Raw genomic sequence first — 26043 nt, 5'->3', positions numbered from 1 at the left:
GACGACAAGTTCATGATCGCGCCCCAAAAACCGCTAGGTGGGGCGCCAGGTGAGGGAGAGGCCGGTGGCGGCCCGGTCCGCGGTGATCTGCATCATGCTGCCGAGCATCGTCGCCCGGTCCGCCACCAGGGCCGTGCCGTCGGGCGCGTAGGTGATCCGGTCGCTGACGAGCACGGGGACGCCTTCGTCGTCGTCGAGGTGCCGGGCAACGTCCGCGTCGAGCGCCGCCGGCCGGATCGTCTCCGCCGCCCGGGCCACCGCCACCCCCTGGTCGGCCAGGGCCGCATACAGGCTCACGCTGGTGAAATCCACGTTACGTAACCGGTCCGCGTGCGGCTCGCGTACCCAGGAGATCTGATGGATGGCGCGGCGGCCGGCGAATGCGCGGACCCGTTCCAGCCGCAGGGCGGTCTCGGTCTCGCGGACCCGCAGCCGCGCCGCGATGTGCGCGGGCACGCGGCGCTGTGCGCGGGAGATCACCGTGGTGCGGACCTCGTGGCCCTGCTCGCGCAGGTCGTCGGCGAAGCTCCGCAAAGATCCCAGCTGGTACGCCAAATGGGGCGGTGCGACAAAGGTGCCTTTGCCCGGCTGCTGGACGATGAGTCCGTCGGCGCTCAGCTCGCGCAGCGCCTGCCGCAGCGTCATGAGGGTGACGCCGTAGGCCTGGCTCAGCTCCCGTTGGGCGGGCAGCGCCTCGCCGGGGGCGTAGTGGCCGTCGCGGATCTTCGCGGCGAGATCGCCGGCGATTTCCCGATACCTCACCACGCCGCTCCCTCCTTCCGTGATCATCGCGTCAGCCATGTCGTTTCGCGCGACAGAATGTCCGTTGAAACAGCATGGCTGACGCAATGATCAAACCATGAGGGCGGTTCGGAGTGAATGAATGAAGGCGCCGAGGTCAGAGGGACTGGCGCCGTCGAGGATCCGCCGCATGACGGCAGCTCCGACGATCACCCCGTCGGCGACCTCGGCCGCCTCGGCTGCCTGGTCCGGGCTGGAGATGCCGAAGCCGATCAGGACAGGCAGGTCGGTGACCTGCTTGACCCGGGCCGCGAGCGTCACCGCCGACGGGGCCAGACGGTCGCGTTCGCCGGTGGTGCCCATGATCGAGACGGCGTAGACGAAGCCCTGACTGCGGCGGCCGATCTCAGCCAGCCGGTCGTCCGGGATGGCGGGGGAGGCGAGCAGGCTGACCGCGATCCCGGGCGCGGTCAGCTGATCGAGCTCGTCGAGCGGCAGATCAGGCACGATCAAGCCGGTGACCCCGGCCGCCGTGAGCGCTTCGCCGAACCCCGGCCGGAGGGCGAGATTGGCGTAGGTGCTGGCGACGAGCGGAATGCCGACCCGGTCGGCGGCCAGATCCGCGAGGATCGAGGCGGGGGTCGCGCCCCGGGCGAGCGCGGCGTCCGAGGCCTCCTGGATCGTCGGTCCGTCCACTGTGGGGTCGGAGAACGGCAGCCCGACCTCGATCAGGTCGGCCCCGGCGTCCTCGAACGCCCGCAGGTACGCCGTCCAGCCCGGCACGACGCCGCCGGTGAGGTAGGGCATCAGCAGCTTCGTCACAGCTCTGCCTCCGCGATCAGCGTGGCGATGTCCTTGTCGCCCCGGCCGGAGAGCGTCACGAGCACGGTCGAGCCGCTGGGCAGGTCAGGCGTACCGGCGGCGCGGACGACCCAGGCGAGCGCGTGCGCCGACTCGATGGCGGGCAGTACGCCTTCCGCCCGAGCCAGCCGGACGGCGGCCGCGATCGCCTCCTCGTCCGAGACGGTCACATACTTGGCGCGACCGAGATCACGCAGGTACGCGTGCTCCGGCCCGACGCCGGGGTAGTCCAGCCCGGCCGCGATCGAGTGCGCCTCCTTGATCTGCCCGTGCTCGTCCTGGAGGAACAGGGACTGGAAACCGTGCAGGACGCCGATCTCCCCGTGCGAGGCGCCGGAACCGCCTTCGGCCTCCACCCCGATGAGCTGGGCCGGCGTGTCGATGAACCCCGCGAAGGTGCCCGCGGCATTGCTGCCCCCGCCGACGCAGGCGACGACGTAATCGGGGACCGCGCTGGACAGCTCGGCCGCGCACTGCCGCCGGGCCTCGTCTCCGATGACGCGCTGGAACTCGCGGACCATCGTCGGGTAGGGATGCGGTCCGATGACCGAACCGACGCAGTAGTACGCCTCGTCGGCGTCGGAGACCCAGTGGCGCATCGCCTCGCTGGTCGCGTCCTTGAGCGTACGGCTGCCGGTGGTGACCGGCACGACTTCGGCGCCCAGCAGCCGCATCCGGAAGACGTTGTGCGCCTGGCGGTCGATGTCTCGTTCGCCCATGAACACCTTGACCGGCAGGCCCAGCAACGCCCCGGCGGTGGCGGTCGCGACGCCGTGCATGCCCGCTCCGGTCTCCGCGATGAGGCGCGTACGCCCCATGCGGCGGGCCAGCAACGCCTGCCCCAGGACGTTGTTGATCTTGTGCGACCCGGTGTGCGTCAAGTCCTCCCGCTTGAGCAGCACGGTCACCCCGAGATCGGCCGACAGCCGCAGGGCCGGCGTCAGCGGGGTGGGGCGGCCCGCGTACGCGGACAGTAGTGCGCTGAGGCTGCCGCGGAAGCCGGGATCGGCCCACGCCTCGGCGAACGCCTCCGCCACGGCCTGACAGGCGGGGATGAGGGATTCCGGGACGTAGCGTCCGCCGTATTCGCCGAACCGGCCGAGCGCTCCGGCGCGCTGCGAGACTGTTATAGAACTCATGGAACAGTTATAGAACAGTTGAGCGCGGCGTGGCAAGCCGGTAGGTTCTCGACGTGATCTATCGGCTGTACGCCCAGCGCCTGCGCTCCCGCCTGCGTCCTGAGCAGCTTCCCCGGCACGTCGCGATCGTGATGGACGGCAACCGCCGCTGGGCACGGCAGCAGGGGTTCGAGAACCCCAACATCGGCCACCGCTACGGCGCGGAGCACGTGGACGAGGTGCTGGACTGGTGTGCCGGACTCGGCATTCCGGCCGTCACGGTCTACGTCTGCTCCGGTGACAATCTGCGCAAGCGCGACTCCGACGAGGTCGCCCACCTGATGCGCATGATCGAGGAGGTCGTCGCCGAGCGGCTGCGCCACCCGGAGGGCCAGTGGCGGCTGCATGTCGCCGGCCGGCTGGACGACGTGCCCGAGTCGACCCGCGCCGCGTTGAAGCGGGCGGTCGACGAGACCCGGGACCGGGACGCGCCGTTCGACCTCACGATCGCGATCGGCTACGACGGCCGGGAGGAGATCGTCGACGCCGTCCGGTCGCTGATCGACGTGCAGGCGCGGCTCGGGGTGACCCCCGAGGAACTCGCCGAGCGGATCAGCCCCGAGGACATCGCCGCCCACCTCTACACGAGCGGCCTGCCCGACCCCGACCTCGTCATCCGGACCAGCGGCGAGATCCGGCTCTCCGGCTTCCTGATCTGGCAGGCGGCCTACTCCGAGCTGTACTTCTGCGACGTGTACTGGCCCGGCTTCCGCTACATCGACTTCCTGCGGGCTCTGCGGTCGTACGCCCGCAGACAACGCCGATTCGGCGCCTGACTTCGCTTGCCGCGCTCGCCGACGGCGTGATCATCGCGTCAGGCATGCTGCTTACTCGGGCATTTCGCCGCGCGAAACAGCATGGCTGACGCGATGATCACGCCAGGGCGGGCGGAGACGCGGCGGCCCAGCGAGCGGCGAGGCGGGCGAAAGCCCGTTCGCCGCTCGGAGCGTCCACGAAGGACTTGATCCGCTCGGCGCAGTCGCGCGGGCTCAGTTCGCTGGTGTCGACCTCGACGTCGTACACGGCGTCGCGATGCACCAGCGGATACTGCGACTCCGCCTTGCCGATCGGGCGGTCGCCCCGAGCCGCCTCGCGTCGCTGCAGCTCCGGCAGCGGGCAGTGGACCTTGACGAACACGACGTCGGCTGGGAACAGCTCGACGCACTCCCGCAGCCATTCCGGTCGGCGGAGGACATGGTCCAGCACCACGTCGTTGCCGCCTTCGGCCATCCCGGCCGCCGCCCGGTGGTAGCCCGCGGCCAGCCGCTGCAGCGTCGCCTCCAGCTCGTCCGGGCTCATCGGGCGCTGATGGCGCATCGAGTTCAGGGCGTCGACCGGCATGAAGTAGTAAGGCCGGTCGAGCAGCGGAAGCAGTTCCCGGGCGATGCTCGTCTTGCCCGCGCTCGACGTGCCGTTGAGCAGGATGATCTGACCGGTACGCGGGGGCTCCATGATCTTGACCTTACAGCTGCTACGTTGCAATGAGTCCGTCCAGGAAGGGGATCCGATGGCCGAGCAGCCCGTCGACCGCCGCGTACGCGTACTCGGCCAGCCGGTGGACGAGTATCCGGAGCTGCCACCGGAGGCGGAACGGGGATCGGCGCGCCGGGTCACCGTCGTCGGCGAGGACATCCTGCATCGGCCGTGTCGGGAGGTGACCGAGTTCGGCTCGCCCGAGCTGGCCCGGCTCATCGACGACATGTTCGCCACGCAGCTCGTCGCGCAGGGCGTCGGCCTGGCGGCCAACCAGGTCGACGTGGATCTGCGGCTGTTCGTCTACGACTGCCCCGACGACGACGGCGTACGCCACGTCGGGCACATCTGCAATCCGGTGCTGGACGAGCTGCCCCCGGCCGAGCGCCGGTTGGTCGAGCACGACGAGGGCTGCCTGTCGGTCCCCGGGCCGTACGCTCCCGTGTCGCGCCCGGATCACGCGATCGTGCGTGGTCAGGACAAGGACGGCAACCCGCTGGTCATCGAGGGCTTCGGCTACTTCGCCCGCTGCCTGCAGCACGAGACCGATCACCTCAACGGCAAGCTCTACATCGACCGGCTCGGCAGCCGCCAGCGCAAGGCGGTGCTCAAGGAGATGGAGCAGCGCAAGGACGAGGTCTTCGCGCGCCGGGCCGAAAAAGCCGCCGCGTTGGGCAAGTAGCCGTGTAGAGAACGGGGCCTCGGCTCCGACCCGCTCGTGAACCGTTCACGAGAGGGGAAAGACAATGCACGAGGTGACGCAGCGAGCCGGCTGGCGCGAATGGGCCGGTCTCGGCGTACTCGCGCTGCCGACGTTGCTGGTCTCCATCGACGTCTTCGTCATGTTGCTGGCCCTGCCGCACATCTCGGAGGCGCTCGACGCCACCAGCGCTCAGCAGCTCTGGATCATGGACATCTACGGGTTCATGCTCTCCGGCTTCATGATCACCATGGGTACGCTCGGCGACCGCATCGGACGGCGCAAGCTGCTCCTGATCGGCTCGGCCGCCTTCGGCCTCGCCTCGGTGCTGGCCGCGTTCTCCACCAGTCCGCTGAGCCTGATCGCCTCCCGGGCACTCCTCGGCGTGGCCGGCTCGACCCTCGCGCCCTGCGCCCTCGCCCTGATCACGGCGATGTTCCGCGATCCGAAGCAGCGCGGCCTGGCGATCGGGCTGTGGCTGGTCTGCTTCATGGGCGGGGCGGCCGTCGGGCCGGTCGTCGGCGGCGTACTGCTGGAGAACTTCTGGTGGGGTTCGGTCTTCCTGCTGGGCGTACCGGCCATGCTGCTGCTGATGATCCTCGGGCCGCTGATCCTGCCCGAGCACCGCGACGAGCACGCGGGCCGGCTCGACTTCCTCAGCGTGGCCCTCTCCCTCGCCGCGATCCTGCCGATCGTCTACGGGCTCAAGGAACTGGCGCGCGTGGGCGCTGAACCGGTCCCGTTTCTCGCGCTGGCCGGTGGGTTGTTCTTCGGCATCATTTTCGTACGCCGGCAGCAGCGACTCGACGACCCGCTCCTGGACCTGCGGCTGTTCGCCAATCGTGCGTTCAGCACCGCGCTGGGCTGCATGTTCGCCGGGACGATGCTGATGGGCGCGCTGATGATGTTCATCTCGCAGCACCTACAACTCGTCGGCGGGCTCTCCCCGTTGCGGGCCGGGCTGTGGATGCTGCCGGGCGTGGCGGCCTCCGGGATCGCGTTCCTGGTCTCGCCGTTGCTGGCCCGCCGCTTCCGGCCGGCGTACCTGATCGGCGGGGGCATCGGACTCTCCGTCGTCGGGCTGCTCGTCCTGACGCAGGTCCCGGCGCACTCCGCGCCGGCCCTGGTGGCGACCGGGTTCGCGCTGACGAACCTGGGCGCGGGACCGTTCGTCACACTCGGCACTGACCTCGTCGTCGGCAACGCCCCACCGGCGAAGGCCGGCTCGGCGGCGGCGCTCAACGAGACCAGCGGCGAATTCGGCTTCGCGCTCGGGATCGCCCTGCTCGGCAGCCTGGCGACCGCGATCTACCGCTCGTCGACCCCGCCGGCCGCCGGGGAGACCTTGGCCGACGCGATCCTCGGCGGTGACGGCTCCGTGATCGCCGCCGCCCGGTCGGCCTTCGTCACCGGTATGCACCTGGCCGCCGGGCTGAGCGCCGTGATCCTCGCCGGGGTCGCGGTGGCCGTCGTCGTCCTCCTCCGCCCCACCTCCCATCCCTCCTGACCGACCCCGTCCCGGCCGCGCCGCCCGCACGGCACCGCCGGACGCCGCCGCCTCGACAGCGCTGGATCAGGGTTCCCGGTCGAATCTTGGGTCTTGATTCGACCGGGAACCCTGATCCAGCGGAATGGCGGGCGGGTAGGGTGCGGGCGTGATCAAACTCGGCGCGGTCTTCCTTCCCCAGTGGGCACCCGAGCGGCTCCGCCCGGTGGCCGAAGCCGCCGACCAGGCAGGCCTGGACGAGCTGTGGCTGTGGGAGGACTGCTTCTGGGAGAGCGGCATCGCGACGGCGTCGGCCGCGCTGGCCTGGACCTCCCGGCTGAAGGTCGGTGTCGGGCTCCTGCCCGTGCCCCTGCGCAACGTCGCGATCACCGCGATGGAGGTCGCCACGCTGCACCGGCTGTTCCCGGGGCGCGTACAGGTCGGGATCGGGCACGGGGTGCAGGACTGGATGGCTCAGGTCGGCGCGAAGGTGGACTCGCCCGTCACGTTGCTCCGCGAGTACCTCGACGCGCTGAAAGCGTTGCTACGCGGGGAGACCGTCACGACCCACGGGCGCTACGTTCATCTGGACGAGGTCACCCTCGTGTGGCCGCCGGCGCATGCCCCGATCTTCGTCGGCGCGGTCGGGCCACGGACGCTGCGACTGTCCGGTTCGGACGCCGCCGGCACCATCCTCACCGGCGGTACCACCCCCACGCGTACGCGGGAAGCCCGGGACCTGATCGGCGCCGACGAGCAGCCGGTGGTGGTCTATCTGCACGCGGCGACCGGACCGGACGCGGCGGTACGCCTGGAGGCCGAACGGATCCGCTGGGGGTACGACTCCCTCGACGACGTGGCCGTCCTCGGCGACGCGGCAACGGTCGCGGCGGGCGTACGCCGCTGGGCGGACGCCGGAGCGACCACGATCGTCCTGCAGCCGACGCCGGACGACCCCGATCCCGAGGGGTTCATGCGGTTCGTGGCGCAGGACGTCAAGGCTTTGCTGTAGTCAGCAGCGCCTTCTCGGTCGCCGCCCACATCCGGCGTTGCAGTTCGGCGGGATCGTCGAGCGCCCCCGGTTCGTCGAGGAGCATCTGCAGCGCCGCCGACACCGCGCCGATGAACGCCCCCACCGTCGCGGCCGCCTCCACCGGGTTCAGCTCGTCGGCGTACGCCCGGTGCAGGTGGTCGGCGATCTCGACGAGCGAGTCGAGCTGCACCTGCAACGCCCGGCCCCGGACGGCCGGAGTGGAGTGCATCAGCCGCAGCCGTAGCTGCGCCATCGTGCCGACCATCTCGGTGTTGCCGGTGTTGACCTCGTGCAGCGTCCGGATCAGCACCTCGACCGGGCGTTCGCCCGGCTGCCGGTTGTCGATGGCGGCGATCGCGGCGGCCACCCGCACGTCCGCCTCCGGGAACAGCAGCTCCTCCTTGCTCGCGAAGTAGCTGAAGAACGTCCGGGTGCCGATGTCGGCCGCCGCCGCGATGTCGGCGATGGTCGTGCCGTCGTATCCACGCTCCGCGAACAGCTCGGTGGCCGCATCGACGATCGCCTGCCGGGTCCGGGCGCGTTTGCGTTCTCGCAGCGTCTGCATGCCGACAGCGTACTGCATCCAGCGCCGATCTGCAGTGGTTGCAATGCTGCACTGAGTGCAGTTATGGTCGGGGCATGACGAACCGAACCGTTCTGATCTCGGGCGCCGGCGTGGCCGGCCCCACCCTGGCGTACTGGCTGGCCCGGCACGGCTTCCAGCCGACGGTCGTGGAGCGCGCGGGCGAGCTGCGGTCCAGCGGCAACCCGATCGACGTCCGGGGACCGGCCATGGCGGTGGCCCGCCGGATGGGCATCGTCCCGGCCCTTGAGGCGATGTCGACCGCCGTCACCGAGCTGAGCTTCGTCAACGCCGCCGGCCGGCCGGTCGGCCGGATGCCGATGCCGCCGAAGTCGGAGTCGATCGAGCTGCCCCGCATGGACCTGGCGACGGTTCTCCTGAACGCCGCCCGCGACGAGGCCGAATTCGTCTTCGGCGACTCGATCTCCACGCTCCGGCCGGACGCCGGCGGCGTCGACGTCACCTTCGAGCGCGGCGCGCCCCGGCGGTTCGACCTGGTCGTCGGGGCCGACGGCGTGCACTCGTGGACCTGGCGGCTCGCCTTCGGCGAGGAGAGCCGCTTCGTCGAGCAACTGGGCATGTGGGTCGCGACGCTGGCGATCGACGGCATCGGCCTCGATCCGCGGCAGGTGGTGATGTACAACGAGCCCAATCGCTCGCTCTCGCTGCATCCGGGCAGCGGCAAGCCCATCGCCGCCTTCATCTGGCGCGCGCCCGCCGATCCCGGCTACGACTACCGGGACACCGCCGACCACAAGCGCCGGGTCGCCGAGGCGTACGCCGAAGCCGGTTGGCGGGTGCCGGAGCTGCTGCGGCACGTCCGCGAGTCCGACGACCTCTACTTCGACGCCGTCAGCCGAGTCCGGCTGGATCGCTGGGCGGCCGGGCGGGTGGTGTTGCTCGGCGACGCGGCCTCTTCGGTGTCCCTCTTCGGCGACGGGTCGACCCTCGCGATGGCGGGCGCGGCGACGCTGGCCGACGCGTTGGCGGCGAACCCGGCCGACCACGAGACCGCGTTCCGGGCGTACGAGGCGGAGCATCGGAAGTTGGTCGGGCCGAAGCAGAACGGCGTCGGCCTCGCGTCCCACTTGATCATCCCGTCGACGCGCCTCGCGATCGGCGTACGCAACACCGCCTCGAAGGTGCTGGCGCTCGTCAGGAGATGACGTGCGCTGGAGCGGCGGATTCCTGACGGGCGGAATTGCGGGCGGTGTGGCGGGCGAGCCACACCGGGACCATGTCGCCGGGCATCGGGCGGGCCATGAGGTACCCCTGGGCCAGCGTGCACCCCGTGGCGGCGAGCATCTGGCGGGTGTACTCGTTCTCGACGCCCTCGGCCACCGACCGCAGGCCGAGGGCGCGGGCGAGTTCCACAGTGGATCGCACGATGGCCGCGTCGTCGCTGTTGCGGGCCATGCCGCCGACGAAGGACTGGTCGATCTTGATCTCGGTCAGCGGCAGCTTCCGCAGATGTTGCAGCGAGGAGTATCCGGTGCCGAAGTCGTCGAGGGCCACCCCGACGCCGAGCGCCGCCAGCCGCTCGACGGTGCTGTGCGCCCGGGAGGCGTCCGACATCAAGGCGCTCTCGGTGATCTCGATCTGAATCAGCTCCGGCGGTACGCCGTGCAGCGTCAGCCGGCGCGCCAGCTGATCGACGATCTCCCCGCCGTGCAGGTCGCGCGCGCTGACGTTGAGCGACGCGCGCAGGTTCAGCCCTTCGGAACGCCACTGCGCGACCTGCTGCACGACCTCGTCTATCACCCGCGTCGTCAGCAGTTGCATGACCGCCGTGTGCTCGGCGACCTGCAGCAGTTCAGCGGTCGGCACGGGTCCCCGGCCCGGGTGCCGCCAGCGCAGCAGCGCCTCCACCCCGATCGGTTCGCCGGTCGTCAGCGACACCTGCGGCTGGTAATGCAGCGTCACCTGCTCGCGTTTGGTCTCCAGGGCCTGCCGGAAGTCGGTGAGCAGGCCGAGCTGCTGCGGGCTGGTGTGCCCCGACGACGGGTCGTAGACGGCGGCGGTGTCGCCGCGGCGCTTCGCCTCGTACATCGCGAGGTCGGCGTGGCGCATCAAGGTCGCGAAGTCCTCGCCGTGATCCGGGTAGACGGCGATCCCGACCGACCCGGTGATGTCGACCGGCAGCCCGTCGAGGCGCAGCGGCTCGGCGAGCGCGGCCAACAGCCGTCCCGCGATGAGTTCGGCCTGGCTGACGTCGTGCAGGTTGGTGGCCAGTATCGCGAACTCGTCGCCGCCGAGCCGCCCGATCACTCCGTCGATCGGCTCCTCACGCTGGAGCCGTTGCGCGACCGAGACCAGCAGCCGATCACCGACCTCGTGGCCCAGCGCGTCGTTGACGTGCTTGAACCGGTCCAGGTCCAGCATCAGCAGTGCGACGTGCGGCGCTTCGCGGGTGGCCACCATGTCGGTGAACCGATGCTGCAGCGCCCGCCGGTTGGCCAGGCCGGTGAGCGGGTCGACCCGGGCCACCCGGGCGCGCTCGGCCGACAACCGAGCCATCCGCTGGACGGCGTACAGGGGAATGAAGATCAGCACCACGAACGCCGCGTTCACGTGCGCCGCCACGGCGAGCACCGGGCTCAGCATCAACAGCGACGCCTTGAACAGGGTCTGATAAGGCAGGGTCTCGGTCACTCGGCGGGCGCGGGCCGGTCCCAGGCGGAGGCGGGCCGCGATCCAGACCATCAAGTTGTACGCCAAGAGCCAGGCCAGCGCCGATCCCGCGATCGTGACGGCGTCCCCGAGACGCTCCGAGGTCGTCGCCTTGTGGAACGGGTCCGGATCTCCGATCACGATGACGAGGTACGCGGCCCCGAGCGCGACGGCGTACTCCGCCGAGACCAGCGTCGCCTGTCGCATCGTGTGTTTGAGTTTGGTCGCCACCACGAAGACCGCGAGGGTCTGCGCGACGATCGCCGGCCCGAGTCCCCAGCACAGCAGGATCGCGAAGCTGAAGCAGAGGCTGGGACACACCACGGCGGTGTAGAGCCGATCACCGGCGACGAAGGCCGAGGCGGCGGCGAGGACGCAGAGCCCCGTCATCATCCAACAGGCCGGCTTGGTCGCGTACGCCGACACGGCCTGACCCGCGTGCGTCAGAAGCAGAGCCGTCGCGGCTCCGACCACCGTGACGACGAACCAGCCGTAGAGCCGAGGCCTTGCCGGACGCCGGTTCCTGGGCAAAGTCAGTGCTACCACCGAACCCCCTCCACCCGGCGACCGCCCAACATGTCCGCAAAGCGTAGCTCAGACCATCCGTCCGGAATAGGGGCATTGATTCGGACATTGGCCCTTGCAACGCGACGGCGCCGGACCTTTCACAAGGCCCGGCGCCGTACTCCTCCTCCCACCGGAGGGCTTGATCACAGTGGTTCAGATCGGCGGATCAGACCCTTGTGAGCCGGATGGCGTCGGCGATCACGTACCCGGTTCCGGAGGTCCACCGGCTGACCGCCACCGCGTTGTAGTCGCCGGCGTTGAACGTGTACGTCCCGAGATTGACCCACGTTCCGCCGTTGGCCTGCTGGCTTATGTTGACGCTCTGGTTGCCCGACGCGGTGACCATGACGAACGGTGTGGAGTTGTTGTACCCGGACAGTGCCGGATACCAGGTCTCCACTTTGTACGTCGCGGTCGCCGGGATGTTGAACTTGTACCAGGCGGCGTCGGAGACGGCCTCCGGGTTGGCGAAGCGGTAGTCCGCGCCGTACCGCTGGGCGGAGTAGCTCGACGTGCCCCAGTTGGCCGAGGCGGTGAACCGGCCCGACGTGGTGTTGTCCACGACCTGCTGCCAGGACGGCGGCGTCGACCCGTTCACGTAGGACATGAACGTGGACCAGTTCCAGTAGGACCCGGGGTCGGTGTGCGTCGCGCCGGGCACCTCGTTGTGGCCGATGATGTGCGACCGGTCCTTCGGGATGCCGTACTTGTCGCAGAGGTAGCGCACCAGGTTCGCCGACGCCTGGTACATCGCGGCGCTGGTCCAGTTCGGGTCGTCGATGAAGCCCTCGTGCTCGATGCCGATCGACTGGGTGTTGTAGGTCCAGTTGCCGGCGTGCCAGGCGATGTCCTTGTCCCGGACCGTCTGGGTCACCGCGCCGCCCTTGGACACGACGTAGTGCGCGCTGACGCCGGCCGACGGGTTCTGGAACCAGTTGATCGTGCCGGAGTACGACCCCTGCGCGGTGTGGATGACGATGTAGTTGATCGGGTAGCTGGACTCCCGGCTCGACGCGGTGTAGTTGCTCGTGCTCGCTGGAACCCAAGCCGCCGCTGGATAGTCGGTGCTCGCGTGCGCGACGCCGGGGGCCACCAGTATGGTGCCGAGCCCGACGGCGAGAGTGCCGACGGCGGTGGCCGCTCGGCGGAGAAGGGACAGCTGGGCCACAAGTCCTCCAGGGGTGCGGGGGAGCCTCTCGGGCGAGCCGCCAGGAGTGCGGTCAGCCCGGAGCTTGCATTGGTGATGAGAAATACTCAGACACGTCTAAGTTCTCTGTCAAGGCTTAACGAGAACTTCTCGTGAAGCGTGAGCAATTAACAGCAGAATTCCCGGCGGTAAGGTGTCGAGGAACCGTTCCCGGCTCCGACCCCCTCGCGAGACCGCCGAGACACGGCGTACCTGAGAACGAGGAGAGATCGTGAAGTATCTGCTGATCATCACCATGAACCCGACCGTGTTCGAGAGCCTGTCGGAGGCCGACCGGGAAGCCGTCTTCGCCGGGCACGACGCCCTGATCAAGGAGCTGAACGAGACCGGCGAGATGGTCGGGTTCGCCGCCCTCGCCGACCCGTCCGCGACCAAGACCGTCCGCGTACGCGACGGCGTGCCGGCCGTCACCGACGGTCCCTACGTCGAGGCGAAGGAGTTCCTGGCGGGGTACTACGTCATCGACTGCGAGTCGCCGGAGCGCGCCGTCGAGCTGGCCGCCAAGATTCCGGACGCCACCTTCAACGCCGTCGAGGTCCGCCCGGTCATGGAGTCCGCCGGGCTGGAGATGTGACGATCCCGCCCGCCGCCGAGGACCTGCTGCGCCAGTTGACGCCGCAGGTCCTCGGCGTCGTCGCGCGCCGCTACGGCGACTTCACCGAGGCCGAGGACGCCGTGCAGGAGGCGTTGCTGGCGGCCGCGCTGCAATGGCCGGAGCAGGGCGTACCGGAGAACCCGAAGGCGTGGCTGGTGACGGTCGCCTCCCGCCGGATGACCGACCAGATCCGCAGCGAGTCGGCCCGGCGGCGGCGTGAAGAGACGGTGTACGCCCAGTCGCCCTCGGACGAGCTGGTCGCGGAGGCCGCCGACGAGGTGACCGAGCACCGCGACGACACCCTCACCCTGCTGTTCTTGTGCTGTCATCCGGCGTTGTCGCCCTCGTCCCAGCTCGCCCTCACCCTCCGGGCGGTCGGCGGTCTGACGACGGCCGAGATCGCCGGGGCGTTCCTCGTGCCCGAGGCGACCATGGCCCAGCGCATCAGCCGCGCCAAGCTGAAGATCAAGGCGGCCGGCAGCACCTTCCAGCCGCCCCCGGCCGACGAGGTGCCCGAGCGCATGCGCGTCGTCCTGCACGTGCTCTACCTGATGTTCAACGAGGGGTACGCCGCGACCTCCGGGCCACAGCTCCTCCGGGCCGAGCTGACCGGGGAGGCGATCCGGCTGACCCGGGCGCTGCACCGGATCCGCCCCGAGGACGGCGAAGTCGCCGGGCTGCTGGCGTTGATGCTGCTCACGGAGGCTCGGCGCGGTGCGCGTACGGGGCCGGACGGCGACTTGATCCCGTTGGCCGATCAGGATCGCGGCCAGTGGGACGCCCAGCGCATCGCCGAAGGCGTCGACCTGATCACGCGTACGCTCGCCGTCGCCCGGCTCGGTCCGTATCAGGTGCAGGCGGCGATCGCGGCGGTCCACGCGGAGGCGCCGCGAGCCGAGGACACCGACTGGGCGCAGATCCTGTCGCTCTATCAGCTGCTCGACGTGCTCGCCCCGAATCCGGTCGTGCTGCTCAATCAGGCGGTCGCACTGGCCATGGTGCACGGTCCCGACGCCGGGCTCGCCCTGCTCGACCGGCTGGCCGCCGACGATCGGCTGGCCGGGCACCACCGGCTCCACGCCGTCCGGGCGCACCTGCTGGAAATGGCCGGCGACCACGACGGCGCGCTCTCGGCGTACCACGTGGCGGCGAAACGCACGACGAGCCTGCCGGAGCGCCGCTATCTGGAGTCGCGCGCGGCTCGCCTGACCACCCGCTGAGCGCGCGTTTCCCGCGTTCCGGGTCGGGTAATCGCCGACCGTGACCGATGTGCAGCCACCACCGCCGGACGCGGGACCGGCCGGGCCGACGAAGCTCGGGCGAGGACGTCTGTTCGCCGCGCTCAAGCGCATGGTGAAAGAGTTCTCCGACGACAACCTGACCGTGTGGGCCGCCGCCCTGACCTACTACGGCGTGCTGTCGTTGTTCCCCGGCCTGCTGGCATTGGTCGCCGGACTGGGGCTGATCAGCGACGACGCCTTCCAGCGCATGCTGACCGAGGTGCTGCCGCTGGTCCCGGCGGGCGCGCGGGACATCGTGACCGGAGCCGCCGACACGGTACGCCAGGGGCAGGGCCGGGCCGGACTCGCCGCCGTGCTGGGTGTTCTGGTGGCGGTCTGGTCGGCGTCGGGCTACGTCGGCGCGTTCATGCAGGCCTCGAACGTCATCTACGACGTGCGGGAAGGCCGGCCGATCTGGAAGACCCTGCCGATCCGGCTCGCCGTGACGATCGTGATCGGCGTCCTGCTCATCGCCAGCATCCTCATCGTGGTGCTCAGCGGCCAGGTCGCCACCCGGCTCGGCGAGGTGCTCGGGCTCGGCTCGGCCTCGGTGACCGCCTGGAACATCGCGAAGTGGCCGGTGCTGGTGGTCCTCGTGGCGCTGATGTTCGCGATCCTCTACTGGGCCTCGCCGAACGCCCGGCAGGGCGGCTTCCGCTGGATCAGCCCCGGTGGCTTCCTGGCGGTCCTGCTGTGGATCCTCGCCTCCGTCCTGTTCGGACTGTATGCCGCCAATTTCGGGTCCTACAACAAGACCTACGGCGCCCTGGGCGGCGTGGTGATCTTCCTGATCTGGCTGTGGCTCAGCAATCTGGCCATTCTGCTCGGCGCGGAACTCGACGCCGAACTCGAGCGCGGCCGGGCCATCGCCGCCGGGCACCCGGCGGACAAGGAGCCCTACCTCCAGCTTCGAGACACGCGCAAACTGCGTTGACGGCAGGCGAGCGCCTAACCGAGGACGGCGTCGAGGTGGTCGTTGCGGAACTTGCCCCGTGGATCCAGGTCCCGGGTCAACGCCGCGAAGTCGCCGAGCCGCGGATACAGCTCGGCCAGCCGCTCCGGCCGCGTGCCGTACACCTTGCCCCAGTGCGGGCGGGCGGCGTACGGGGCGAGGCGATCCTCGATCTGGGCCACCACCGGCTGAACGGCGGCGGCGTCGGGCTTCCAGGTGAAATGGAAGGCCACGCTGTCCCGGCCGGAGCAGGGACTCAGCCAGAGGTCGTCGGCGGCGATCGCGCGTACCTCCGAGATCAGCAGGACGGGCGCGATCTGCTCCCGGATCGCGGCGAGCGCGTCCAGCGCCTCGACGGCACGATCGGCCGGGACGAAGAACTCGGACTGGAGTTCGTCGCCGTGGCTCGGGGTGAACTCCAGCCGGAAGTGCGGCAGCCGCTCGTGCCACGGCCCCGGTACGCCGAGCTGCGGCGTACACCATTCGGCCGGGCCGCCCGGGAGCGGATGCCGTGGCCCGTCAGCGCGTACGGCGTCGAAGAGTTCCGTGGGCGGGGCGCCGACGGACTTCACCCAGACCTGGTCGACGTCGACCCCGGTCCACGAGGTGAACAGGCTGACGCTGTACGCCGACCCCATGATCTCGGCGAAGTGTGCCCGCGCCTGCGAGCCGGGCAGCTTCTCGAAGACCGTCTGGCTCACCTCGTACGCCGGCGAGACCCGTAAGGTCAGCGAGGAGACCACGCCCAGCGCACCGAGGGCCACGACCGCACCCGGGAACCGATCATCCTTTTCGGACAGTTCGACGAGCGACCCGTCCGCCGTCACCAGTTCCACCGCGGTCACCTCGGCGGAGAGGCTGCGGTTGCCGACGCCGGAGCCGTGCGTACCGGTCGAGACGGCGCCGGCGACCGAGATGTGGGGCAACGACGCCAGATTGCGCAAGGCGTACCCCTGGGTCCAGAGGTAGCGGGAGAGTTCGCCATAGCGGACGCCGCCGGAGACGCGGACCCGGGCCCCGGCGGAGTCGATCTCCATGAGCGCGGGCAGCGCGGCCGGGCTGATCAGCTCGCCTGGCGTGTCGGCCAGGCGGTTGAACGAGTGCCCGGTGCCCAGCGGCCGGACCCGCTCCGCCCGCGCGACCAACTCGCGCAACTCGTCGAGCGTGGCGGGCCGATGCAGGCCGCGCGCGGAGTAGGTCACGTTTCCGGCCCAGTTGGTGATCACGCCGGTGAGCCTACCGACCAGCGCGCCGAGCGCGTCCCAGCGACGAGACATTTCGATTCAGTAACGCCTCGGGTGTTCGGCCCACCGGTGGCCGCAGTCATCGCGCTTCCCCGAGGACGGCCGGAGACACCGGCGTCCGACTGAAAAGTGGTGATGCTTGTGAAGGCACGCAGAACCCTCATCCTCGGCCTGGTCCTCGTGTTGGCCGGGCTCGGAACCGCCGCGCCCGCGGCGGGGCACGACGAGGGACCGCCGCCGCCTCCCACGGGGGAGGGCCCCGCTTCGACCGCCAACATGCACCTGCTCGCGCACGTGAACCCGGGACCGGGGGCGAACGCCGACGTCTACGGTCATCGGGGGTACGCCTACCTGGCCAGCTGGGCCGGCTGGAACTGCTTCGGCACCGGCGTACGCGTCTACGACCTGCGGAATCCGGAACGTCCCGAGCATGTCGCGACCTTCGGCGACGCCGCGTCCGAGCCGTCGCTCGCAAGGACGTGGACCGAGAAGGTCGTCGTGCAACGGGTCGACACCCGGTCGTTCCACGGTGACCTCGCCGTGGTCACGTTCCAGACTTGCGACTCCCACGACACCGCCGCGTTCCGTGGGTTCGCCCTCTACGACGTGACCCGGCCGGCGCATCCGGTCCCGCTGGCTCGGTACTCCGCGCCGGGCACCCGCGGCTCCCACGAGGTCTGGCTCGGCGCGCACGGCGGGAAGGCATATGTCTACACCGCGATCCTGCGCTCCGAGTGGACCAGCTCACCCACCTACGACCCGGCCACGAACACCGCCACCACGCCCGGCCGCGCGGACTTCCGTATCGTCGACGTGAGCGACCCCCTGCACCCGGGCGACGTCGGCGAGTGGGGCGCCTGGAAGCAACTCGGGGTGGTTCCGGTGGAGAATCCGGGCTCGCCCTACTCGGGCAAGCAGAACTTCACCCATTCGGTACGCGTCGACGAGCGGTTGACCACCGCGTACCTGTCGTATTGGGATCTGGGCACGGTCTTGCTGGATATCCGGGATCCGGCGCACCCGCGCTATCTGGGCAAGACCGACCCGGAGCAGGGCGCGGCGCACTCCTCGGTCGTCTCACCGGACGGCAAGCTGCTGATCGAGACGCACGAGCAACTCGGCGGCATTCCGATGATCTACGACGTCGCCGATCCGGGGCATCCGGTGGAGGTGGCGCACTTCGAGGTCCCCGCCGGCGAGGAGAACAGCGTGCACGACCCCAAGCTACGGGGCGGCCGGGCGTACTTCTCCTGGTACGCGCTCGGCGTCGTCGTCGCCGACGTCTCCCACCCGGGCACGCCGAAGATTCTCGGGCAGTTCGTGCCGGACGACTGGACGTCGAACCCCGACTACTGCGACTACGAGGGCGGCTGTTCGGAGATCTGGGGCGTTTACCTCCTGGGTGACCTCATCCTGGCCTCCGACATGAACAACGGACTCTACGTCCTGCGCATGTCCTGACGCCGGAGTTCCGGGCGTCCCGTACGCGCATAATGCGGGGCGCCCGGGGTACGCGTCCCGGTATGAAGACGACCTGGAAACCGCATACCAAGCACGGCGACCTGACCAAGCGCTCGGATCTGCCCGACTCGGTGTACGCCTTCCCGGACAAGCGGAAGGAACCGCTGACCGACGCCGACCACGTCCGCAACGCGCTGGCTCGGTTCGACCAGGTCGAGGACGTCACCGACGACGACCGCGACCTGGCCTTCGCCAACATCAAGAAGGCGGCGCAGCACTACCACGTGGACATGACCGAGAAGGACTGGCACGAACTCGGCAAGCCACGCTAGTCCGGGTCAGTCCTCCTCGTAATCGTCTTCCTCGTCGTCGACCATGTCGTCGATTGCCCGGGTACGCGGAGCGTCCGCCTGGGCGATCTCGGCGTTGGTGTCGGGATCGCGGTCGTCGGCCCCGTCTTCGCTGCCGCTGAACGGCTCCTGATCCGGTTCGCTCATACCGCGGTGGTTACCCAGGTTTTCGCCTGTTCCACCCGGGCGGCCTGTTCTTGGGTGGCCGTCCGCAGGTGATCGGTGAGGCCGGCCAGCTCGAGCAGGTACTGGGTGTCCGCCTCCGACGGCGGCGACAGCCGCGCCACCTCGTACGCCGCGGTGATGTCGGGAACCTCCGCCCCGGCAAGCGCGGCAACCTGGCGCGGCCGCCAGCCGTGGTGCGCGACCAGGTTCGCCCCGACGACGTCCCGCGCCGCTTCGGCGGTGTCGTGGAATGTGCGTACCTGCTGGAGCCGTTGCTCGGCGGCCATCAGGCGCTCCAGGGGATCGCCGTCGGACTCATCGGCCTCCGCGTGCGCCGTCCCGGGCGCGTTCTGCACCTTGGCCGTCGCCAGGGAGTGCAGTTCGCGGAGTTCCTCCACGATCTGCTGGGCCGGGTAGAGCAGGCGCTCGGCGTCCGGGAGCGCGCTCGGCGGCTCCGTCCAGGTCACGATGGTCTCCGCCCAGTCCGTGTGATGGCGTACGCCGCAGATCACGTGGGCGACCTCGCTCAGCGTCCAGCCGTCCTCCCGGACGAGATGGGCGACGATCGCGTCTCGTTCGGTGAGGGACCGGCGGTACGCGCTGCGGATCTCGGTCAGCGAGCGGTAGCCGTCGGCGAGGGGGTCCTTCATCGTCAGCGTTGCCTGCCGGAGGGCTTCGATCTCCATTAGCCCACCGTAACGGGCCGCTCGCTATCAGTGACTCTCTCCGGCTGGTGGCCTTTCTCACCACCCCCGTATGCATGATCATTGCGTCAGCCATGCTGCTTCGCCCGGTGAAATGTCCGTTCAAACAGCATGGCTGACGCAATGATCACCGAATCAGAGGAGCGCGGCGTCGGCGAGGAATTTCCCGACGCGGGCGATTTCGTCGGCGTCGAGGGGAATCTGCGGCAAGGCGGTCGTCGGGTGGTCGATCACCCCACGGAGGTGCAGCGCGGCCTTGAACGCCCCGAGCGCCGACGAGCTGCGGCCCATGTGCGGTCCGCCCACGGCGACCAGCCCGAAGAGGCGGAACAGCCGCTCCTGCTCGGTCCGGGCGGCGACCCAGTCGCCCGCCCGGGCGTGCTGGTAGAGGCGTACGTAGCCGTGCGGGTCGACGTTGCCGAGGCCGGGCACCACGCCGTCGGCGCCCATCCACAGCGCGGAGTCGACGGTCAGCTCCGAGCCGGTGAACACGGCGAACCCGGGGAGGTCCCGATCCCGGCGGCCGAGGATCACCTCCCGGAAACCGCCCTCGTCGCCGCTGGAGTCCTTCAGCCCGGCCAGTACGCCCTCAGCGGCCAGGCCCAGCAGCAGGTCGGCGGTCAGCTTGCTGTGGACCGAGACGGGCAGGTCGTAGGCGTACACCGGGACGCCGGCCCGGGCCGAGATCGCCTTGAAGTGCCGCGAGATCTCGTTCGGGTGCGTACGCGTGTAGAACGGAGCGGTGGCGACCAGGGCGTCCGCGCCCGCGTCGACGGCCGTGTGGACGTGGTCGAGCACCCGCAGCGAGGTCATGTCGATGACGCCGGCGAGCACCGGAACCTGACCCCCGACGTGGTTGATCACGGTGTCGAGCACGACCTTGCGGTGCCCGTCCGGCAGGAACGCCACCTCCGACGACGAGCCGAGGATGAACAACCCGTCCACACCGCCGTCCATCAGGTGGTCCACGAGCCGGATCAACGACGGCTTGTCGACCTCGTAGTCGGGGGTGAGGGGGGTGCAGACCGGGGGGATGACGCCGGAGAGTGCCGTGGCGGCGGTGGTCATGAACGCTCCTGTGCTTGGCTGATCAGTTCGAGGTCGGTCGCGCCGTTGAGAACCGGATGGTGGCATCGATAGAGATGAGATCCCTCAAGGGTCGCCGCCGGCATGTCCGCGGCGCACTCGGAAGTCGCCTTCCAGCACCGAGTCCGGAACGGGCAGCCGCTGGGCGGCCGGGTCGCCGACGGCACCGGCCCGACCAGGGGGATCGGGTCGATGGGGGAGAGCAGGCCGGGCGTGGCCGAGAAGAGCGCCCGGGTGTACGGGTGACGCGCCCCGCCGGGGACCGACGCCGCCGGCGCCTCCTCGACGACGCGGCCGAGATACATCGTGACGACCCGGTCGCTCATCCGGCGTACGGTCTGGATGTCGTGCGAGACGAAGACCATCGCCAGGTTGAGCTGCTGCTTCAGATCCAGCAGGAGGTTGAGGATCTGGGCGCGGACGGAGACGTCGAGGGCGCTCGTCGGCTCGTCGGCGATCAGCAGCTTCGGCCGCAACGCCAGGGCGCGGGCGATCGCGACCCGCTGCCGCTGCCCTCCGGAGACCTGGCTCGGCAGGACGTTCGCCACGCTCGACGGCAGGCCGACGAGGTCGAGCAGCTCACTGACCCGCTGCTCACGGTCGCGTACGCTGCCGACGCCGTGGACGTCCAGCGGATCCCGGAGCACCTGCCGGATGGACAGCCGCCGGTTCAACGCGGTCGACGGGTCCTGGAAGACCATCCCCGTCTGTTGCCCGACCGCGGTCCGGCGGCGACTCGTCGACAGCTTCCAGAGCTCCTCGCCCTCGAAGACCACGCTGCCCTGAGTCGGCTTCTGCAACCCGACGAGCACCCGGGCCAGTGTGGACTTGCCGCAGCCGGACTCGCCGACGACGCCGACCGTCTCGCCCGCCGAGATGCTCAGGTCCGCCGCGGTCAACGCGTACACGCGATCGCGGGTGAACAGGCCGCCCGACCGGGCCTTGTGCACAACGTGCACGTCCTTCAGCTCTACCAGTGGCGTGGTCACAGCGCCTCCCCCGAGAGTGCCGCGGCGCCGACGGTGGCGACCGCTGGATGGTGGCAGGCCACCTCGTGGGCCCGATCCCCGGTGAGCGACGGCCGCTCGGCCCGGCAGATCTCGGTGGCCATCGGGCAGCGGTCGGCGAACCGGCAGCCGCTCGGGAAGTCGGCCGGGGACGGGACGACACCCCGGATCTGGGTCAGCCGCTCCGCGCCGGACTCCAGGGAGAGCACCGATCCGAGCAGGCCACGGGCGTAGTGGTGGGCCGGTGCGCCGACCAACTGCGAGGTCACCCCGGTCTCCACGATCTGGCCGCCGTACATCACGACCACCCGGTCGGTCACGTCGGCCACCAGCGCCAAGTCGTGCGAGACCAGGATCAGCGCGAAGCCCAGCTCCGCGCGCAGGCGCAGCAGCAGCTGGATCACCTGGGCCTGCACGGTCACGTCCAGGGCCGTGGTGGGCTCGTCCGCGATGATGAGCTTCGGGTCGCGGGACAGCGCCATCGCGATCAGCACGCGCTGCCGCTGGCCGCCCGACAGCTCGTGCGGATAGGACGAGAGGGTACGCGCGGGGTCCAGCCCCACCAGCTCCAGCAGTTCGGCGGGCGTACGCTGACCGCCGCGCCGGACGACCTGCTTGAGTTGGGACTTGATCGTCATCGCCGGGTTGAGCGACGAGAGGGCGTCCTGGTAGATCATCGCGATGTCGCGGCCCATCAGCTTGCGGCGGGCCGCCTTCGGCATGGTGAGCAGGTCCTGGCCGCCGAAGGTCACGGTGCCACTGATTCGGGCGCCACGGGGCTGCAGCCCCATGACGGTCAACGCCGTCAGCGACTTGCCGCAGCCGGACTCGCCGACGAGGCCGAGCACCTCACCGGGGCGTACGTCGAAGGAGATGCCGTCGACGATGTCGACCCCGTTGTGCCGCCCGTCGAAACCGATCCGGAGATCGCGTACGGCCAGGACGGGTTCACCGGTCGGCAGCGGCCGAGCCCGGGCGGCCAGCCGCTGCGCGGCCTCGGCGAGGCCGGGCAGCTCGACGACCTGGCCGCTGCCGGGGGTCGCCGCCTCCAGACGGTCCACATCGGACCGGCCCTGGCGCGGGACGGCGGGACGGGCGGCGGGCGCGGCCCAAGCGTCGGAGACGCCCTCGGCCAGGATGTTGAGCGCCAGCACGGTGATCAGGATCAGCAGACCCGGGAACACCGTCGCCCACCAGCCGCCGAGCAGCACCATGTTCCGGCCGTCGGCGATGACCGAGCCCCACGAGGGGTCCGGCGGGCGTACGCCGGCGCCGATGAACGACAGCGACGCCTCGAACACGATCGCGTCGGCCACCATGACGGTGCAGAAGACGAGGATCGGGGCGGCGCAGTTGATCGCCACGTGCTTGAGCAGGATGTGCGGCGTACGCGCGCCGATGACCCGTTCGGCGGCGACGTAGTCCTCGCCGTACTGGGCCAGGACGTTCGCGCGGACGACACGGGCCACCGACGGCATGTAGAGGAACGCGATCGCCATGACGAGCACGGGGATGCTGCCGCCGAAGACCGCGACCAGGACCGCGGCGAGCGCGATGCCGGGGAAGGCCATGACGACGTCGAGGGTGCGCATGATGCCCTCGTCGAAGGCCCGCCGGGAGGTCGCCGCGATCGCGCCGATCAGCGCGCCGAGGATGAGCGCGATCGCGGTCGCGCCCAGGCCGATGATGAGCGACCAGCGCGCGCCGTAGAGCAGCCGGGTGAAGATGTCCCGGTTGGCGCTGTCGAGACCCATCCAGTGGTCCGCGGTCGGTCCGCCACCGTCCGCCTCCTGCACGTACGGCGAATGCGGGGCGAGCAGCGGAGCGAAGATCGCGGCCAGCGCGATCACGACGACGACGCCGATGGAGATCCAGGAGGGGACACCGAGCCGGCGGAACTGGATTCCGGGCCGGGAGAGTCGCTTGGCCAGACCCGCCCGCAGAGGGTTGCCCCTGCGGCCAGTGTTATCGCGCATCAGCCGGCGCTCCTCAGTCGGGGGTTCACGAGCAGGTAGAGGATGTCGACGACGAGGTTCACGACCACGAAGCCGACCGCGATGGTGAGCACGACGCCCTGCACCACCGCCGGGTCGCCGTCGCGTACGCCGTTGATCATCAGCTGGCCCATGCCGGGCAGCGAGTAGATCGTCTCGATGACGACGGCTCCGCCGAGCAGGTAGCCGATCCGGAGACCGAGCACGGTCAGCGGATTGATGAGGGCGTTCCGGAGGACGTTGCGGCCGATGACCACGATCGGCGGCAACCCGCTGCCGATCGCCGTACGCACATAGTCCTTGTCCAGCTCCTCCACCATCGACGTGCGGATGATCCGGGTGAGCTGTGCGGCGACCGGCAGGGACAGCGACAGTGCGGGCAACGTCAGCGACTGCAGCCAGCCGCTGAGCGAGTCGGCGGGATTGATGTAGCCGCTGGTGGGGAACCAGCCGCGGTCCACCGCGAGCCACTGGATCATCAGTAGCGCGAGCCAGAAGCCCGGCGCGGCCACCCCGACGAGGGACACCAGCCGGATCAGCTGGTCGGGCCAGCGGTCGCGGAAGATCGCCGCGATCACGCCGAAGACCGTGGCGAGCACGACCGCGATGGCCAGCCCGAGGAAGGTCAGCTGCAGGGTCAGCGGCAACGCCGTCAGCACCGAGTCGAGGACCGGCGCCTTGGTGAGCACGCTCGTCCCCATGTCACCGTGCAGCAGATCGCCGACGAACCGCAAGTACCGCAGCGGCAGGGGGTCTAGCAGGCCGTTGTCCACCTGGAACTGGTGGATCTGCTCCTGCGTCGGGTTGGCCCCCTGGAAGTACGCGTACTCCGGCTTGTTGTTGGAGAACCGCATGACGATGAACACGAATGCGATGACACCGAGCAACAGCGGGATGAGGATCAGGATGCGGCGCACCAGCATCCGCGCGATGACCGCCACCGCGGGCCTCCTTTCGTGTGGCGGTCACCGGCCGCACTCGCGTACGGCCGGTGACCGGCGAACCTCCCCAGGTCCGCGTCTCAGCCCTGGCGGGTGGCCTGGAGCAGGTTGATTCCCGGGTACGCCTGCGGCCGGACGCCGCTCAGCTTCTTCGGGTCCCAAGCCGTCATCAGCTCGGTGTGCACGACCGGGTAGAGCACCGCCTGCTCGGCGATGATGTCGAGGTACGCGTGCACGAGGTCGAGCTTCTTCGTCGGGCTGGGCTCCTGCGTCGCGGCGTCCATCTTGGCGAACAGGTCCTTGGCGACCGGGCTCTGGTCCCACTTCGTGTACTTCATCCACGTCCCGCCGGACGTGTAGTTGTAGCGAAGGATCAGGTCGGCGTCGAGACCGAACTGGTTCGGGTTCGACGCGGCCGCCACGACCTGGTAGTTCTGCGACTGGTCCATCTTCGTGAACAGCGCCGCGGTGTCCTGCGGCTCCAGGGTGGTCTTGACGCCGATCGCGTCCCAGGAGTTGGCGATCGTCGGCAGGCAGTCGGTGATCCAGCTGACGTTGACGGCCATCAGGGTCACCGTCAGGTTCGTGACGCCGGCCGCCTTCAGCAGCGCCTTCGCCTTGTCCGGGTCGTAGGAGTAGACGGTCTTCGCCTTGGCGTACGACGGGTTCTGCTCGTTCAGGAAGCTCGACGAGGCCGCTCCGTGGCCCTTCAACGCGACGTCGATCATCTTCTTCGTGTCGATCGCGTAGAACAGCGCCTGGCGTACGCGGATGTCGTCGAACGGCTTCTGCGCGGTGTTGAACATCAAGAACATGTGGTTCATGCCCTTGCCGCCCTCGACCGTCAGACCGCCCTTCTGGAGCTGGTCGATGTTCGCGTACGGGATGTTGTCGGCGATCTGCGCCTCGGCGCTGCCGCCGGAGATCTTCGCGACGCGGGCCGGGGCGTCCACGATGGACAGCCAGTTCATCTTCTTGACGGTCGCCTTGCGCGGCCCGTTGTAGTCGGCGAACGCCTCGAAGGTTGTGTTCGACTTCGGGTTGTGCGCCGTCTGCTTGTAGGGGCCGGAGCCGACCGCCTTGCCGTTCTTGGCCGAGTCCCAGCCGCCGGCCGCGCCGAAGATGTGCTTCGGCATGATCTTGGCGATGGTGAGCCGGGGCAGCGCGTCCGGGAAGGGGAACTTGAAGACCAGCTCGACGGTCTTGTCGTCGACCTTCTTGACCTCCTTCAGCCAGGCGGAGAAGAAGGAGTAGATGAGCGTGGACTTGTCGAGCGCGCGCTCGAAGGTGAACAGCACGTCGTCGACGGTCACCGGCTGGCCGTCGTGCCACTTGGCGCCCTCACGCAGGGTGAACTTCCAGCTCGTGGCGTTGACGTCGGCGGGCAGCGCGGTGGCCAGCGCCGGGTAGGGGTCGCGGGTGATCGGGTCGGTGTCGACCAGACCCTCGTAGATGTGGTTGTTCGCCGCCATCGTGAAGGCCGAGGCCGTCATCGACGGGTCCCAGCTCTGGTTGTTGCCGTATCCGATGACCGCGGTGATGAGGTCCTTGTCGCCGCCGGCCCCGGCGGTGCTCGTCGAAGCAGGGCCGCTGCACGCGCCGAGAGCGGCCGAGATGGCCGCGGCGGCGCTCACCGACCCGCTGATACGCAGGAAGTCGCGGCGGCTGCCGCTGAGGTTGAGAGCTGGCCGAGAAACCGGGGCGCTCACGGTGCCTCCTATTGGGGGTGGGTTTCGGCTTATTGTGATCCTCGGACATTGGACGT

At 69.7% G+C, this 26043-nt stretch carries 25 protein-coding genes; 10 read left to right on the top strand and 15 right to left on the bottom strand.

Going from position 1 to position 26043, the window contains the following annotated elements; translation table 11 throughout:
• Positions 1-33: 33 nt before the first annotated feature.
• From AB0H43_RS25040 to trpB, 3 genes are all read right to left on the bottom strand, one after another.
• Positions 34-765: a GntR family transcriptional regulator gene (locus AB0H43_RS25040; RefSeq protein ID WP_360002890.1), complete on the bottom strand. Its 732-nt coding sequence runs from the start codon at positions 763-765 to the stop codon at positions 34-36.
• Positions 766-852: 87 nt separating this feature from the next.
• The gene (gene trpA / locus AB0H43_RS25035) at positions 853-1563 is read right to left on the bottom strand and encodes a tryptophan synthase subunit alpha (protein WP_360002888.1); all 711 of its coding nucleotides are present in this window, start codon (positions 1561-1563) and stop codon (positions 853-855) included.
• Entirely contained in the window at positions 1560-2741 is a 1182-nt protein-coding gene (gene trpB / locus AB0H43_RS25030) for a tryptophan synthase subunit beta (protein WP_360002886.1), read from the bottom strand. Before trpB ends, trpA begins: the two co-directional genes overlap by 4 nt.
• 53 nt (positions 2742-2794) lie before the next feature.
• Between trpB and uppS the strand changes: the two genes are divergently transcribed.
• The gene (uppS, locus tag AB0H43_RS25025; RefSeq protein WP_253761290.1) at positions 2795-3556 is read left to right on the top strand and encodes a polyprenyl diphosphate synthase; all 762 of its coding nucleotides are present in this window, start codon (positions 2795-2797) and stop codon (positions 3554-3556) included.
• 97 nt (positions 3557-3653) lie between these two features.
• On the opposite strand, the gene AB0H43_RS25020 is transcribed toward uppS, so the two are convergent.
• Positions 3654-4232: an AAA family ATPase gene (locus tag AB0H43_RS25020; RefSeq protein WP_360002884.1), complete on the bottom strand. Its 579-nt coding sequence runs from the start codon at positions 4230-4232 to the stop codon at positions 3654-3656.
• Positions 4233-4287: 55 nt separating this feature from the next.
• Here AB0H43_RS25020 and def point away from each other — a divergent pair, with 55 nt between their 5' ends.
• The 3 genes from def (at position 4288) to AB0H43_RS25005 (ending at position 7451) form a co-directional block, all read left to right on the top strand.
• Complete coding sequence (def, locus tag AB0H43_RS25015; RefSeq protein WP_360002882.1) at positions 4288-4935, top strand: peptide deformylase; 648 nt, start codon at positions 4288-4290, stop codon at positions 4933-4935.
• A gap of 64 nt (positions 4936-4999) precedes the next feature.
• Entirely contained in the window at positions 5000-6460 is a 1461-nt protein-coding gene (locus AB0H43_RS25010) for an MFS transporter (protein WP_360002879.1), read from the top strand.
• A gap of 148 nt (positions 6461-6608) precedes the next feature.
• Positions 6609-7451 (top strand): LLM class flavin-dependent oxidoreductase, encoded by an 843-nt coding sequence (locus AB0H43_RS25005; protein ID WP_360002877.1) that lies wholly within the window; start codon positions 6609-6611, stop codon positions 7449-7451.
• Here AB0H43_RS25005 and AB0H43_RS25000 read toward each other — a convergent pair.
• The gene (locus tag AB0H43_RS25000; RefSeq protein WP_360002875.1) at positions 7435-8037 is read right to left on the bottom strand and encodes a TetR/AcrR family transcriptional regulator; all 603 of its coding nucleotides are present in this window, start codon (positions 8035-8037) and stop codon (positions 7435-7437) included. The two genes, AB0H43_RS25005 and AB0H43_RS25000, sit on opposite strands and share 17 nt — an antisense overlap.
• A gap of 74 nt (positions 8038-8111) precedes the next feature.
• Between AB0H43_RS25000 and AB0H43_RS24995 the strand changes: the two genes are divergently transcribed.
• Positions 8112-9221, top strand: coding sequence for an FAD-dependent monooxygenase (locus AB0H43_RS24995; RefSeq protein WP_360002873.1), 1110 nt, complete (start codon positions 8112-8114; stop codon positions 9219-9221).
• On the opposite strand, the gene AB0H43_RS24990 is transcribed toward AB0H43_RS24995, so the two are convergent.
• Both AB0H43_RS24990 and AB0H43_RS24985 read right to left on the bottom strand, forming a co-directional pair.
• Positions 9211-11271, bottom strand: a complete 2061-nt coding sequence (locus AB0H43_RS24990) for an EAL domain-containing protein (RefSeq protein ID WP_360002871.1) — start codon at positions 11269-11271, stop codon at positions 9211-9213. The genes AB0H43_RS24995 and AB0H43_RS24990 overlap by 11 nt on opposite strands.
• Before the next feature lie 187 nt (positions 11272-11458).
• A complete protein-coding gene (locus AB0H43_RS24985; protein ID WP_360002869.1) occupies positions 11459-12460 on the bottom strand; it encodes an N-acetylmuramoyl-L-alanine amidase in 1002 nt (333 codons plus the stop codon).
• A gap of 250 nt (positions 12461-12710) precedes the next feature.
• Between AB0H43_RS24985 and AB0H43_RS24980 the strand changes: the two genes are divergently transcribed.
• Genes AB0H43_RS24980 through AB0H43_RS24970 form a run of 3 tightly spaced genes read left to right on the top strand, consistent with a single transcriptional unit; the run spans position 12711 to position 15308 of the window.
• On the top strand, positions 12711-13073 hold the full coding sequence (locus AB0H43_RS24980) for a YciI family protein (protein ID WP_360002867.1): 363 nt from the start codon (positions 12711-12713) through the stop codon (positions 13071-13073).
• Between the two features lie 2 nt (positions 13074-13075).
• Positions 13076-14314: a sigma-70 family RNA polymerase sigma factor gene (locus AB0H43_RS24975; RefSeq protein WP_360003153.1), complete on the top strand. Its 1239-nt coding sequence runs from the start codon at positions 13076-13078 to the stop codon at positions 14312-14314.
• 40 nt (positions 14315-14354) lie between these two features.
• Positions 14355-15308, top strand: coding sequence for a YihY/virulence factor BrkB family protein (locus AB0H43_RS24970; RefSeq protein WP_360002865.1), 954 nt, complete (start codon positions 14355-14357; stop codon positions 15306-15308).
• Positions 15309-15322: 14 nt separating this feature from the next.
• Here AB0H43_RS24970 and AB0H43_RS24965 read toward each other — a convergent pair whose 3' ends face one another.
• Positions 15323-16603, bottom strand: a complete 1281-nt coding sequence (locus AB0H43_RS24965; RefSeq protein WP_360002863.1) for an FAD-binding protein — start codon at positions 16601-16603, stop codon at positions 15323-15325.
• A gap of 108 nt (positions 16604-16711) precedes the next feature.
• Here AB0H43_RS24965 and AB0H43_RS24960 point away from each other — a divergent pair, with 108 nt between their 5' ends.
• The gene (locus AB0H43_RS24960) at positions 16712-18031 is read left to right on the top strand and encodes a hypothetical protein (protein WP_360002861.1); all 1320 of its coding nucleotides are present in this window, start codon (positions 16712-16714) and stop codon (positions 18029-18031) included.
• A gap of 62 nt (positions 18032-18093) precedes the next feature.
• Positions 18094-18363, top strand: coding sequence for a DUF6582 domain-containing protein (locus AB0H43_RS24955; RefSeq protein WP_360002859.1), 270 nt, complete (start codon positions 18094-18096; stop codon positions 18361-18363).
• 6 nt (positions 18364-18369) lie between these two features.
• On the opposite strand, the gene AB0H43_RS24950 is transcribed toward AB0H43_RS24955, so the two are convergent.
• From AB0H43_RS24950 to AB0H43_RS24920, 7 genes are all read right to left on the bottom strand, one after another.
• On the bottom strand, positions 18370-18528 hold the full coding sequence (locus AB0H43_RS24950; RefSeq protein WP_360002857.1) for a hypothetical protein: 159 nt from the start codon (positions 18526-18528) through the stop codon (positions 18370-18372).
• A complete protein-coding gene (locus AB0H43_RS24945) occupies positions 18525-19232 on the bottom strand; it encodes a hypothetical protein (RefSeq protein WP_360002855.1) in 708 nt (235 codons plus the stop codon). Before AB0H43_RS24945 ends, AB0H43_RS24950 begins: the two co-directional genes overlap by 4 nt.
• A gap of 153 nt (positions 19233-19385) precedes the next feature.
• Entirely contained in the window at positions 19386-20318 is a 933-nt protein-coding gene (locus AB0H43_RS24940) for a dihydrodipicolinate synthase family protein (RefSeq protein WP_360002853.1), read from the bottom strand.
• Complete coding sequence (locus AB0H43_RS24935) at positions 20315-21325, bottom strand: ABC transporter ATP-binding protein (RefSeq protein ID WP_360002852.1); 1011 nt, start codon at positions 21323-21325, stop codon at positions 20315-20317. The genes AB0H43_RS24940 and AB0H43_RS24935 overlap by 4 nt, the downstream gene beginning before the upstream one ends.
• Complete coding sequence (locus AB0H43_RS24930) at positions 21322-23319, bottom strand: dipeptide/oligopeptide/nickel ABC transporter permease/ATP-binding protein (RefSeq protein WP_360002850.1); 1998 nt, start codon at positions 23317-23319, stop codon at positions 21322-21324. The genes AB0H43_RS24935 and AB0H43_RS24930 overlap by 4 nt, the downstream gene beginning before the upstream one ends.
• On the bottom strand, positions 23319-24278 hold the full coding sequence (locus tag AB0H43_RS24925; RefSeq protein WP_360002848.1) for an ABC transporter permease: 960 nt from the start codon (positions 24276-24278) through the stop codon (positions 23319-23321). The genes AB0H43_RS24930 and AB0H43_RS24925 overlap by 1 nt, the downstream gene beginning before the upstream one ends.
• An 80-nt stretch (positions 24279-24358) precedes the next feature.
• Positions 24359-25987: an ABC transporter substrate-binding protein gene (locus AB0H43_RS24920; protein ID WP_360002846.1), complete on the bottom strand. Its 1629-nt coding sequence runs from the start codon at positions 25985-25987 to the stop codon at positions 24359-24361.
• Positions 25988-26043 lie beyond the last annotated feature (56 nt).

Source organism: Hamadaea sp. NPDC050747, from assembly GCF_040654195.1.
In the GTDB taxonomy this organism is placed as follows: Bacteria; Actinomycetota; Actinomycetes; order Mycobacteriales; family Micromonosporaceae; genus Hamadaea.
The sequence above is the reverse complement of the archived record's forward strand: the minus strand, read 5'-3'. Positions and strand labels throughout refer to the sequence as shown.